The organism is Nostoc sp. DedQUE05, assembly GCF_034530955.1.
Classification (GTDB): Bacteria; Cyanobacteriota; Cyanobacteriia; order Cyanobacteriales; family Nostocaceae; genus Nostoc.
Genome location: NZ_JAVRCB010000001.1, coordinates 91,487 through 104,633, shown reverse-complemented (window position 1 = coordinate 104,633; position 13,147 = coordinate 91,487). Strand labels below are relative to the sequence as shown.

The 13,147-nt window shown below is 39.8% G+C and carries 10 protein-coding genes; 4 read left to right on the top strand and 6 right to left on the bottom strand.

Features of this window, described 5'->3' with window-relative positions:
* Nucleotides 1-10 precede the first annotated feature (10 nt).
* Together RMZ42_RS00430 and RMZ42_RS00425 are read left to right on the top strand one after the other, a co-directional pair.
* Nucleotides 11-754, top strand: a complete 744-nt coding sequence (locus RMZ42_RS00430) for a hypothetical protein (protein ID WP_322669535.1) — start codon at nucleotides 11-13, stop codon at nucleotides 752-754.
* A 221-nt stretch (nucleotides 755-975) separates the two neighbouring features.
* The gene (locus tag RMZ42_RS00425) at nucleotides 976-1,230 is read left to right on the top strand and encodes a hypothetical protein (protein ID WP_322669534.1); all 255 of its coding nucleotides are present in this window, start codon (nucleotides 976-978) and stop codon (nucleotides 1,228-1,230) included.
* Between the two features lie 197 nt (nucleotides 1,231-1,427).
* Here RMZ42_RS00425 and RMZ42_RS00420 read toward each other — a convergent pair whose 3' ends face one another.
* The 3 genes from RMZ42_RS00420 to RMZ42_RS00410 all read right to left on the bottom strand — a co-directional run bounded on the left by RMZ42_RS00420 (nucleotide 1,428) and on the right by RMZ42_RS00410 (nucleotide 7,737).
* Complete coding sequence (locus tag RMZ42_RS00420; RefSeq protein WP_322669533.1) at nucleotides 1,428-2,204, bottom strand: Uma2 family endonuclease; 777 nt, start codon at nucleotides 2,202-2,204, stop codon at nucleotides 1,428-1,430.
* Nucleotides 2,205-2,621: 417 nt separating this feature from the next.
* Nucleotides 2,622-4,835 (bottom strand): alpha-glucan family phosphorylase, encoded by a 2,214-nt coding sequence (gene glgP, locus RMZ42_RS00415; protein ID WP_322669532.1) that lies wholly within the window; start codon nucleotides 4,833-4,835, stop codon nucleotides 2,622-2,624.
* Between the two features lie 451 nt (nucleotides 4,836-5,286).
* Nucleotides 5,287-7,737 carry a hypothetical protein gene (locus RMZ42_RS00410; RefSeq protein WP_322669531.1) on the bottom strand — a complete coding sequence of 817 codons (2,451 nt, stop codon included), beginning with the start codon at nucleotides 7,735-7,737 and terminating at the stop codon, nucleotides 5,287-5,289.
* 84 nt (nucleotides 7,738-7,821) lie between these two features.
* On the opposite strand from RMZ42_RS00410, the gene RMZ42_RS00405 reads away from it, so the two are divergent.
* The gene (locus RMZ42_RS00405) at nucleotides 7,822-8,103 is read left to right on the top strand and encodes an ABC transporter substrate-binding protein (RefSeq protein ID WP_322669530.1); all 282 of its coding nucleotides are present in this window, start codon (nucleotides 7,822-7,824) and stop codon (nucleotides 8,101-8,103) included.
* Between the two features lie 365 nt (nucleotides 8,104-8,468).
* Here RMZ42_RS00405 and RMZ42_RS00400 read toward each other — a convergent pair whose 3' ends face one another.
* Both RMZ42_RS00400 and RMZ42_RS00395 read right to left on the bottom strand, forming a co-directional pair.
* The gene (locus RMZ42_RS00400) at nucleotides 8,469-9,206 is read right to left on the bottom strand and encodes an SDR family oxidoreductase (protein ID WP_322669529.1); all 738 of its coding nucleotides are present in this window, start codon (nucleotides 9,204-9,206) and stop codon (nucleotides 8,469-8,471) included.
* Between the two features lie 220 nt (nucleotides 9,207-9,426).
* Entirely contained in the window at nucleotides 9,427-10,092 is a 666-nt protein-coding gene (locus RMZ42_RS00395) for a phosphoribosyltransferase (protein ID WP_322669528.1), read from the bottom strand.
* An 813-nt stretch (nucleotides 10,093-10,905) separates the two neighbouring features.
* Here RMZ42_RS00395 and RMZ42_RS00390 point away from each other — a divergent pair.
* On the top strand, nucleotides 10,906-11,406 hold the full coding sequence (locus RMZ42_RS00390) for a hypothetical protein (protein WP_322669527.1): 501 nt from the start codon (nucleotides 10,906-10,908) through the stop codon (nucleotides 11,404-11,406).
* Nucleotides 11,407-11,963: 557 nt separating this feature from the next.
* Here RMZ42_RS00390 and RMZ42_RS00385 read toward each other — a convergent pair.
* Entirely contained in the window at nucleotides 11,964-13,013 is a 1,050-nt protein-coding gene (locus tag RMZ42_RS00385; protein ID WP_322669526.1) for a cyanophycinase, read from the bottom strand.
* Between the last annotated feature and the right edge of the window lie 134 nt (nucleotides 13,014-13,147).

Here is a 13,147-nt window from a genome sequence, read left to right as displayed (position 1 = left end):
GAGATTTGTTATGAACAAAAAACAACAGGTTTTTAACGGCATTGTCTTGTGGTTGGGACTAGCATTATTGAGTTTAATGCTACAAAATTTCTACAGTGTATTGCAATATATTTTCTTTTTGCGAGTACCTATAATTGTTGGTTTATTGCTATTATTCTTGCCAACAATTTCAGTGAATTCTGGTTTATCAGCAATTTTAAAAAACTTATTTGTACTTCGCGCTAATAATCAATTGGTTTTAGTTATTGGAGGTGCAGTTTTAGCAGGACTGGCTACGATACAAGTTTTCGATATCATCTTGTATAATTCCCATCTTCGTTTTGATGTACCTCAGCAGCAAATAATTCCAGTATTTCTCCAATATTTAATTGCTATTATCTTAAGTCTTCCAATTGGCATCAAGGCGACTCAGCTTTCTAAAAAAGAAATACAAGAAGCAGATCGTAGCTGGGAAGGTTGGGGAATTATATTTGGCATTATTGCGGGAGCTTTATTGCTAATAACTAATTACTTTAACAAGTATTTTTTTGAACATAACCAGTTTTTAAAACAGGCTTTATTAAAAATAATTTATTTTTTACCAGAAAGAATACAAAGGGGTTATGTAGATGCCAATGGTGATTTATCTTATGGAATTGCTGCAATAACAGTATTTTCAATTTTTCTATTAATTGTTTATGGCTTAGGTTATTTTATCTTGAAACCTCGCCAAAAAAAAGGGAGATTTGAAGCTCCTGCTCTTTTTTTACCATAAACTATTTCCCTAATGTATCTAATTTCTGATTTCTGATTTCTGATTGCTAAATGTTCTCTCAAATTTACACCACTTCGATCGCAACTGTTGGGTGAGCGTCTCTCGCCAAATGCTTGAGGATTTGTAATTCTACATCCATTGCCCTACTTATCTTTCAGGGTTTTCTTTTTTTATTCTTTTATTCAGAATACCCGGAAAGTGACACAAGAGGGATAGAACTTTTGACAGACAAGTATAAATGCGGCTACAAGCATGATGAGCCGGAAAAAGTGCAGCAATTTTTAAAAGATAAATCTTGCCAAAAAGGAATAGAAATTATGCATATTCCTATTAAATTTCCTCGTGGTAAAATTAATCCTCCACTTTCTTGGCAGTTAACTCAAGAACAAAAAGAAGCTATTCAAAATGCATGGGAAGATTGGAAAATAACCAACTTCAATTATATTTCTCAACTCAAAAAGATATTCCCAGAGTGATGAGTATCCATTCAGATAATAAAATAGGATTTCTATAGCAATCCTATTTTATTTTTGAAAACTGCAATTCATAGATCCCCGACTTCGGAAAATTTTTCGGGGATATTGTTTTTTAGGAATGATTCAGGATTGTTATCGCAAACTAGTTAGTTTTACACAATCAGATAATGATTGTAAGAACAATTCATGAATTGCCTCTACTCAAGCGGGGGCAAGTTATTCGGATCAATTCCCTGAGATTGCAAATAAGTAATCAGTCGTTCTTTTTGCTGACGTTCTTGTTCGGCGCGTTGGCGTTCTTGTTCGGCGCGTTGGCGTTCTTGTTCAATTTGTTCTACAGCCCACGGTAATAAATTACCATCTCGATCCCACCAGCGCAACCAATAACCAGTGCGACCTTCTTTTGTTCCTTGCCAAGTTCCTAAAAATAAGCCCATTACATCAATCCAATGACGACCATTTTCGTCAGGTTGCTTTAACTCATAGCGCTTATTTTCCAGTTGATAATATTCTAATAAACCGCCATAAGGTTCAAAAATCACGTAGATGGGAATCTGCAAAATTTGCTCGTAGAAAAACCATTTTCCTGGTGGATAAGTTCGCTTGACTGAATATTCTCCACCTTCAGTATCGGATAAAAATTCAATAGCGATCGCCGGAATATCTCCTTCTAAATTGGGTGTATAACTTTTGCGGTTAGCCACCACTTCATTAACCGACGGCACATAAACCCAATCTGGTGCTTTGGCAATAAATTGCTCGTTGACTGTCGCACAAAGACCAAAGTTTGAAGCTATCAACATCTGGGGTTGGATGAATCCACTGATTTCTAGGCTTTCACGCAAAGCACCAGCTAAAAGTGGCTGACCGGTATTCTCCACTGGTTCATCCTCTAGTTGAAAATCTTTGGGCAAGGCTTCCCAAGAGATTACCAGTTCTGTTGGTGATTTGGCTTGGCTGAGTTGGGTTGCCATAAACACAGCATGAATTTATTCTCGATCTTATCGCAAGCGATACTAATATCATGTCCGCATAATTAGTTATACTAACCACAGTCATTACACCCCACCCCCAACCCCTCCTCGCTTGCGGGGCTACGGTGTACACACAAGTCGAATTACCCCCCTTAGTCCCCCCTTGTAAAGGGGGGAAACAAGAAAAATCCGGTTCCCTCCCCTTTACAAGGGGAGGGTTAGGGTGGGGTAATTCGAGAACTGGTAGTAATTCGATAACTTGTGTGTACACCGTAGGCTTGCGGGGAGGGGAGACAAAGTGCAGCTTTGGCGGGGTGGGGTTCTTCGGGTTTAATAAGCAATCAAGCGGACATGATATAAGAGCAAAAAAAGGGGCAGAAAACCCGCCCCCTATTTAACCAGGAAAGTAAAAATGCTCTAAAGCAGTACTTTAGCTAAAATCGGTTCCACACTCTTAGAAATCTCTGGGACATACACCTGTGAAACGTAGTCGGCAATCATCCTGTCGGTGTTGAATAACGGCGCATTCGTCTTAATGGACGTTTTCATCATTTGCACCCAACGGTGGGGAATGCCTTGGGCATCTTGGTCATAGTATAGAGGAACGATTTCTTCTTCTAACAGCTGATAAAGCGATCGCGAATCAATCCCATCTTGCAATTCTTGATCGCTAGTATTAGCATCTTCACCAATTGCCCAACCGTTAATTCCTTTACCATCTGGCCCTGTTTGGTAGCCTTCGCACCACCAGCCATCCAAAACGCTGCAATTCAGACCGCCGTTAAAACAGACTTTTTGCCCACTCGTACCAGACGCTTCCAAGGGACGACGGGGATTATTTAACCAAACATCCACGCCTTGCACCAATTTTTGACCAGTGTAAATGTCGTAATCTTCAATAAAGGCAACTCGGTTGATAATCCCGGAATTGTGACACCACTCCATTAAGCGTTGGATAATCCGCTTACCTTCTTCATCGGCTGGGTGGGCTTTACCTGCAAAGATAATTTGTACTGGACGTTGAGCATTACCAAAAATCTTCAGTGCGCGTTGGGCATCGCGCAAAATCAAATCCCCGCGTTTATAAGGGCTGAAGCGTCTGGCAAATCCAATGGTCAAGACATTGGGATCGAGTAATTTTTCTGTTGCTTGAATGAGTTGATGATTTTCGCCACGCAACTCCCGTGATTTTTTCACCTTATAACGGGTGAAGGCAATCAATCTTTCTTTGAGAATGAGATGCCGCGACCATAATTCCTCATCGGGAATCTCGTCAACTTTAGCCCACATCTTGGGATCGACGGCGCGATTTTTCCAGTCTTCTCCCAAATATTCCTCGTATAAGTCACCTAACAAGGGTGCAGTCCAAGTGGGTGCATGAACGCCATTGGTAATGTAACCAATTGGTACTTTATCTTCGGATCGCTGTGGATAGAGAACTGTCCACATTTTACGGGAAACTTGACCGTGCAATTCACTCACGCCATTGCAAGCACGAGACATCCGCAATGCTAAAACGGTCATGCCAAAGGGTTCCCAAGGATCGCCCAATCGTCTTGCACCCAGCGACAAAAATTGTTCGCGCGAAAGTCGCAATTGCGGCCAATAGCTGGCAAAGAAGGAGTCGATTAAATCGGGTGAGAAGACATCATGACCGGCGGGAACGGGGGTATGGGTGGTAAATACGCAACTGTTGCGCACCTTGGCTTCGATGTCGTAGAAAGATTTACCAGTCCGTTCAATTTCTACCCGCGCAACTTCTAAGGTGCAGAATGCAGCGTGTCCTTCATTGAGGTGATAGACAGAAGGTTCAATACCCAAGGCGTGTAGGGCGCGAACACCACCAATTCCCAAAACGACTTCTTGGGCGATGCGGGTTTCCAAGTTACCGCCGTATAAGTGTCCCGTCAACCAACGGTCAATGGGATCGTTATCGTGGCGATCGCTATCTAATAAATATAAGGTGACTCGCCCAACTTGCACTCGCCAGATTTGCACTTTCACAACCCGCTGGCGAACTTGTAACTCGATAGTCACCGATTCCCCTTGCTCATTTTTAATTAACTCCAAGGGCATGTGGTCAAAGGGGTTGTCAATATAATAATCTTCTTGCCAACCTTGGCGGTTCAAGCGTTGCCGAAAATAACCTTGGCGGTACAACAAGCCAACACCAACCAACGGCACACCCAAATCTGATGATGATTTTAAGTGATCCCCGGCGAGAATTCCCAAGCCACCAGAGTAGACGGGTAGAGATTCATGGATGCCAAATTCGGCGCAAAAGTAAGCAATAGGATGCTCTCTGGATACTTGCGGTGCAACTCGACTAACCCAAGTATCTTGCTGGTTGATGTATTGGTCAAACTCACGTGCGAGGGCGGATATCTGCTTTAGATAAAATGGGTCTTCTGCTAATTGCGTCAAACGCTCATAAGTTGCCGACTCTAAAATTGCGACTGGATTATGCCCACAGCGTTCCCATTCTTGGGGATCGATGCTTTGGAATAGGGAGATGCGATCGCCACTCCAACTCCACCAGTAGTTATAAGCCAAATCTGCTAAACGTTTGAGCGGTGAAGGTAACTTTTCACTCAAGTGTCGTGCTGCGGTGATTGCACTGCTATTAGCCATACTAAATCTACGTCCTCGCGCTTAACTTTTTCTCTATGTATCGGGAACTGGGGAAGAAGCAAGGGAGCAAGGGGGAATTTTCCCTTTTGCACCCTGCCCCGATGCCTCTTTTCCATGCCCAGTCCCTTTTATTTACTCTTCAGGTTTATAACACCGGAGCCTTCACTTGCTGAATTCTCCCCTGAAGTTGGAACAGTTTCTCGACATCAAACCTTATCCAAGTAAATGGTTTGTATTGTTTTCGTCTTCTAAAAATTATCTCTACTTTTGGACAGATTTAATATATTTTTTCTATCAAATTCGTTGACATTATTTTACTTTTTTTATTTTATTGTAAATATTTGTTTATATTTTTACAATCAGCAACTAAAGTTATTTATATGTCTTGATAATAGTCAATTTTTAACTACAGCTACTTACATCCCAATAATGCTTTTTATCTGAATTTCTTTTATTCCTTGGTAGCAAACCATTGTAGTGGCAAAAATTTCATAATATTTGTTACAGTTTTTAAAGTTTTTAATTCTGGTATATCTGGTTTTAATTGTTCTGCGATCGCTAATTTTGGTTCAGCTTGTGTAGGTTGAAAATTATATAAATAAACAAAAGCTAAATAAACCCATGCGTAAGGATTTTGAGCATCATATTTAGTTAATTCTTTTAAATTTTGGATTAATTCTGGGACTTGGCGCTGTAAGAGTTGTGATAAAACTAAAGTGTAACGCCAATTTAAATTATTTGGCTCTGTTTGCAGATAATAATTAGCCGCTAAATCAATTTGTTTTAAATAATCCTGAGTGGGATCGTATTGATTGAAATGACCTATCTGCACAAATATATTATTTAATTTACCCTGTTGTAACTCTTGTGCTAGCTGTGAAGTTCGGGTAATTAAATCTAAAGCTGGCGATTTTTCTACTGTTCCTACATCTGTCACATTTACAGTAATATCTGGAAAATTTAAAGATGTAGTTTTGTTGTTTCTTCTATCTAAATATAGTGCCGATAACTGATATTTTCCTAGTGGTAGTGTTTTCGGAATAAATGTAGCTAAAGCTTCTTTCACCCGGAAAGTTCCTTCAGGATGACATTTGATCCCACAGTATAAATTACCTAAGCCAATGGCATGATCGTGATACCAGGATGATTGGCCATTTTGCCATTTTAGCAGTAATATACCATTTTGCAAATCATTCCATGAACCTGTTATCTCATAGTTTACAGGGTTGTTTTTATCTAAAATTAATTGCTGAGAAATCGCAACTTTTTCTAGACTAATTGCAGACTCGCTATTATTAATTTTTTCAACAGTTACAGGAGGATTTTTGCAGTTATATAAACGCATTTTATCTCCATGAGGTAATATCCAATCGCCCTGTAATTCCAAATCAGGAGAAGATTCGACTGAAGATTTTAATTTCTTTTTAGTCTCTCCACTTTCTCCAGGTCTATATGGTTCATTATCTCTAGTAATATACCAACAAAAATATTGTAAATCTTGCTCTATCTGAGATAATTTGGTTGTTAATTTTCTGCCAGATACGCGAAAATCTGCTAATGCCCCAAAATAATTTAAAGTATACTCATTTATCTGCGGTGTAGAAACAGGAATTACCCCTAAATTCGACCTTAAATATAAATTGGTTTCGGTGATTTTATGTATAAGTTTCTCTAGAGGATATTCTTGAGCATCATTATTAGGTAAATGTCTACCACCCCATGCTTGAATTAGGGGCAATGGAAACAAATTATTTAATAAAACTATACAACTTAATACTAAAGTGGCTAATCTCAGTCTATCAAAATATATATTGTCAACTAAATTGAATAAATCCGCCAATATTAAACTAATTATCGGAAAGCATGGCAGAATAAATCTAATGTCTTTATTTGTGCCTAAAGAACAAATTATATAGCTACTAATTAAGGTAACTAATAACCAAATTCGAGCCGATTTATGGAGATTCGCTGAAATTAAATTAGTAATAAATTTATATTTAATCAGATAAACCAATAAAATGCCAATACTCGCACATAATATTGGTAAACCAACGCTTTCTGGGATAATTTGTGGATAGTATAGCCATCCAGCAATAGTTGTGGGAGAAGGATCGCCCTCCCTTTTTCCAACTTGGTTAGCATTTAATGCCGATGTAATAATTGTTAACCAATTTAAGCCATACCAAAAACTACAAATTAACCAAGCTATTATCAAAGATAAGCAAGCTTGAATTAGTTTGACAAATCTACGTTTTCTAATAAAACTAATTAATACCCAAAGACTAGGAACTAAAATAAAAATAAAACCTGTAGGTTTAGCCAACAAAATTAAACCTATTCCAACGCCCAAAAGGATAGTTAACATCCATGACCAAAACCTAATATAACTATCTTTCCAAATTGTCAAGACTGTAAAAGTTACTGTAACAATTGCTGTCAAACCATAATCTAATAAATAATCTGTTCGAACAATTCCTAAAATAGGAAATAACACACAAAATATGCTGGCAGTTATGCTAATTTTTCGATTGTCAAATAAAACATTACCTAAATGATATACTGAAAATATAATCATCGCAGTATACAATAAGTTGACCAAACTTGCTTGGTCATATCCACGGCCAAACAACATCAAAAATGGGACAGTGCAAATATATACAAAAGGAGCGCGATAACTGGGAGTTAATTGCCACAGAGATAACCACCAATCTCCTGAGAAGATATTGAAGTTTTGAAAAACTTTATAATGATGTAATGCTGTAGCTAAATGTGCGCTTTGATCGAAGGCTGGAATTGAGTCATCTAATAAAAACCAAGCTCTATCTATAGCTAGCGCTATCACCCAAATTACTAATAAAATCAGATAATCTTTTCGATGCTGAGAATGGTCAAAATTACTCATATTTATTTGCTCAAAAACAAAGTTTAATCAATTATATATCTGTCATGTATCGACGTTTTATTAATACCAAAATAAATATGTATAGTGAACTATACTGCTTCCAAAGGTGAAGAGATTCTAGTAGCGGAAGATTCGCTGATTCCGACGCTGGCCGACCTAAAGAGCAAAAAGCTCGCTTTTGACAAAGGCTCAAACGCCCATTATGTGCTTGTGCGATCGCAAGCAAAAGTCGGACTTGATTTTAGTGGCATTGAACCAATTTATTTGACACAATCGAAGGCGCTGCCCCGATTTTGCCGAGGTGAAATCGATGCTTGGGTGCATTTGGGTTCCCTACACAGCTACTCTCGCCCATTGCAGATTTAGAGAGCATAGGTGATAAAGCTTACTGGCGTGTCAAGACTAAAATAGTGTATAAATATAACTCTTGTGGTGTGGGCATCTTGCCTGCACCGGACGGGCTAGAAGCCCATCCCACAAGAAAGTGATAATACAACATTTTAGCCTTGCCACGCCACTACAGTTTACAGACTAAGCAAAACTGGATTTATTAATCTGACACTGATAATTTATACAGCTTTGCCTAAAATAGTTACGTTTTTAAACGCAAAGCGACGCTAAGGAAAGCGCAGAGGTACACAGAGTTTTTTTTAGTGAGATTGTACATTCACTCGCGTGTTCAAGATATCGTCTGGCTATCTGAGCCGAATGCTTGCTCTGTAAGCCTAAATTTAAAGTTCTTGACGTGTCGGACGGATGATGATTTCATTCACATCAACATCACTGGGTTGCTCTATGGCGTATGCGATCGCACGGGCAATGGCATCTGCATCAATGGCGATTTCATAAAGGTGGTTAATTCCCGCTGCTGCGTCTTTATCGGTAATCGTGTTACCCAGTTCAGTGGCAACGGCTCCTGGTGAGATATTAGTCGAACGGATTTCACCATTTGACTCTAGCCGCAGCCCCTCAGAAATCGCCCGCACTGCGTACTTGGTGGCACAGTAGACGGCCGCTCCCGGAAACACTTTATGTCCGGCCACTGATGATAGGTTAATGACGTGACCAGACTTTTGCTGACGCATAATCGGCAACACGGCAGCAATTCCATAAAGAACGCCCTTAATGTTGATATCGATCATCCGCTCCCACTCGTCTACCTTTACTTGGTCGAGGGCAGAAAGCGGCATCAATCCGGCATTATTGATTAGCACGTCGATCCGGCCGTATGTACTCAAAGTTTCCTTGGCTAAAGCTTCCACTTGGGCGCTATCTGCGACATCCGTTACTTGATAGGTTGCAGTTCCTCCTGATTTAGCGATCGCTCCAACCAAATCTTTTAGCCGATCTTCGCGTCTGGCAGCCAGCATCAGTTTAGCTCCACTAGCAGCAAGTCGCTTCGCAGTTGCCTCACCTAACCCACTGCTGGCTCCGGTGATGATTACCACTTTGTTTTGAATCTCAGACATATTTATTCCTGGGGATTATTGAGTATGGCTCGTGAAACATCGGGTGCTGTTTCAGATGAACTCAGCATTATTTAACCATATCAACTAGTTTGTATACTCGATCGACGTTTTTGTATCGGCAACATCACTAATCCGAACCGCTATCATCACGCCATTTGATTTCTGTCCCGTTAAAACTTCAATTCGGGAGTTGAGACTATCTCATAAACTTAATCTTTCTCTACATACCAAGAGGTATTGCTTCACCGTTCTTTGCCGCTTTTGCGAGTAAGTCGCGGACTTCTTCATCAGTCGTTTGAGGAAAGCTTTCGTACCAAAGGCCAACGCTCTGGAAAGGGTTGGGTCTGGAGATGCAAACAATTTCGTCAACTTCAGTTTCTAACTCTTGGCAAGTTTCAGGTGCAGCCACAGGCACAGCGATCGCAATCTGAGCAGGTTGCTGTTTTCGTACAGTTACAACAGCAGCCCACATCGTTGCACCCGTTGCTAAACCATCATCTACCAAAATGACTGTGCGTCCTTTCAAATCTCTTAAGGGGCGATTTTGGCGATAAAGCCGTTCCCGCCGCTCTAACTCCCGTTCTTCTTGTAGCGCCACCTTGGCAATTACTTCATCGGATATCTTCACCAAGTTGATAATATGTTTATTGACTATCCGCACACCACCAGAAGCGATCGCTCCCATCGCTAGTTCTTCTCGATCGGGCACACCCAATTTACGTACCACTAAAACATCTAAGGGAGCATTTAAGGTTTTGGCAACTTCAAAAGCAATGGGTACACCACCCCTTGGTAGCCCTAATACCACAACATCTGGGTCATTAGCATAAGCGGTTAACTCTTGAGCCAAAACTTGACCTGCAAACCTCCGATTTTTAAATAGCATGATGTAATATTCCTAAATATTCCTAATTGGTTTCCAAAAAATTAAATAAATATTTACAGTACGTTTGTTATTGGCTATCAACTTCAAAAAATGTAGCAATTGAGCAAATTCCAAACTTGTTGTTATAGTTCAGATGTTCTAAATCGATCTTAGAAAGCTAAATATTCCCTGTCCTCCACTAACGGAGCGACATCTTCAATCTACAGTTCTATCAAACGGATGAGTTAGCTTTAATGCAACAAGATTTCTGCATCTTGTGTTGAGACTATTTTACTACTCCCGACTCAATATCCCTCCCCAAATGGCTGATTGAAAAGACATTGTGACGCGGTTAACTCTTGCTGTAGGGGGTTTACTGCTGTAGATAACTGGTGTTAGCGTGAAGCAAAGTTATAGGGCGATCGCAAAAGAAGGCTGACATGGAAAACCTAATGTTTAAGTAGGGGTGCATTTGAAAACTGTTATAACTTTTGCCACTTGCTAACATTTACTGTTAGACTTTTACTGAATATTTTTTTTACTATTAAATTAAAAAAATTACTTAATTGTTAGCAGAGGCAAAAATTTATGAAAATCCAGTGATAATGCAATTGTTAATTCTTCGTATGTCCCCTGTTGCAGACCTTGTGTTGATATTCTCTTTACATTCTCCCTAAATTGTGAACATGAGATAATGCACCATCTGCTTGTTCGTTATATAATGCTTAATATTACAGAAAAAGTCATCAAAGTTACCCAATTAACACTTTTGAATAAAAATTAATAGGGTAGAATCACTGAATATGCTTGAAAATCAAAAGAAGGGTGTTTTTCATGATCGGCTTAACCAATTCAGAAAACGGCACAGTTAGCAGCACAGCAGCTACTAAGAGACTGGCAAGGGCGATGATGGTTTCTGGCGGACAGTTTTCACTGTTATTGGCTTGTTGTAACTGTGTTCAAAAGCAGCAGCAAGTGTTGAATTTGCTAACAGAATTTTCATCAGCAGATATCCACGAAATTTTACTCTCCCCTACTGATGATAAATTATACACAGCTATTACAAGTGAAATTGGTACTACTCAACCCGAAGCTTTGATGGTACGAGGCTTAGAATCTGTAGTGGCAATTAACCAACTGATTATTAGTACCAATATCATGCGAGATGAGTTTCGGAAACAGTTTCAGTTTCCCTTGGTATTGTGGGTCAATGATGAAATTCTGCGTAAGCTAGTCTGGCTAGCACCCGATTTCAAAGACTGGGCAGCTAGTACTATTAGATTTGATGTACCGAATAATCAGTTAATTGAATCTGAACAACCTATCAGCGCTTAATATTGCCCGAAATTACTTTCAAAATCTTATATATGCTAAGTTGAGCCGAGCAAAACCGAAGCTCAAATTCTGTCAAATTATTTTCTAAAATTACTTTTATTTAACCTCTCTGACACAAGTCAGCTAAAAGCTGGTGGAAGCTATTTTCAAAATTAGAATATAGTAAAAATTAAGGGTTATAACAATTAAAAATTAGACCTCTTGCATAAATCAAAAATAAAGAACTCCACCCCGCATTTGCTAAGGCAACCCCTCCCCTGCCCAAAGCATCGGGGAAGGGTTGGGGCAATACAGTTCGGTTAAAGAGAAAAAGGAAAATGACCAATGACAACTCTCACGCTTAAATTGATGCGCGTCTAGATTGTACATTTTTGCATTCAGACTGTCCTAAGTCAATTGGTCATCTGTCCTTTGAAATACAAATGACTAATGACCAATGACCAATGACAACTCTCACGAGTAAATATACAAATTAAATGCGTAACAGCTTACTTACAATTTTCTCGCTAACCATTTTGACAAATCCTGTTTGAAATAGGCTGAATCAGCCCTCCCACTCAATAGGGATTTGAATCAATCCGTCCCCTTTTGACACTCCTGAGATAGTACCCAGAAGTTGGTCTATTTCTTAAGTTGAAGGTGTCGCCACTGCGGACTTTCCAAATTTTGTAATTGGAAAAGGTCAAAGGCTTTCGGGGTTCGCATACTTCTGGCAGATGATTGCCAAGTACAAAGTATGCCGCACCCCTACCCATAACTTTCACCAAACCGTTTTTATCCACAAGAACCGATGTACTTTCACTAACCGCTATACCTAAAACACTGCTAGATACACCATCCTTAATTTGACGGGCAATGAAAGTCATAATTCGACCCATTCTTTCCCGTCTGTCAAAGTGTGTATCTACGATAGTTCCCTTCAAATTACTCCAATTGAAAAAATTGTAAGTAAAAGTAATGTCTCGGTAGGGATCTTCGAGTGCGTCTCTAGTTTCAATGCCTTTTTCGGAAGAAGCGCAAGCATCATAGACACAATCGCTTTGGATCATTGCACCTGCACTAGTGCCACCAATACCACCCCCCTTAAGATAAACTGACTTAACAGCAGCCTCAAGCTTGGTATCTTTCCAGTTGCGGATATATTGACATTGATCCCCGCCAGCAAAGAAAACTACATCAGCATTTCGGATTTTTTCATAAATCTCAGCTTTGTTTGCCTCTTGTCTATCCCTAACCAGAAGAGTTTCCACAAAATTTACGCCCTTCATGGCATAAATTAGCCGATTGTAATCGTGATTACCATTAGTGCGGAGAACTACAACATTAACTTTAGTGCTGGAGTTACTACCTCCCCTAACTTGGTTAATCATCCACTGGATAGCATCATCGACATCAGGGCCTCCCCCACCCAAACTCAGAACTGGGCCCGCTAAGGAAGGACGGACATCAAAGGAGGGAGTGGAGGGGGGGTAAACATCAACAGTATCACCCAGGAAGAAGCGTTTCCAGCTTGCAATAAAACGGGTTATTAGGAAGGTTCCCATCTTCAACAACTTGATTCCTGTACTTTTCAAGCGCCTTGCTATGCTTGGGAATGCCTTTGTCATACTAAACTTCTAGAGCAAACTGCAATTATTGCTAGGCTGTGACGCATTTTAATTGCTTATTTATTCGTGAAATTTGTCCTTTGTCATTAGTCATTTATCAGTTGTTGTGAATAACCAATTGACTTAGGACAGTC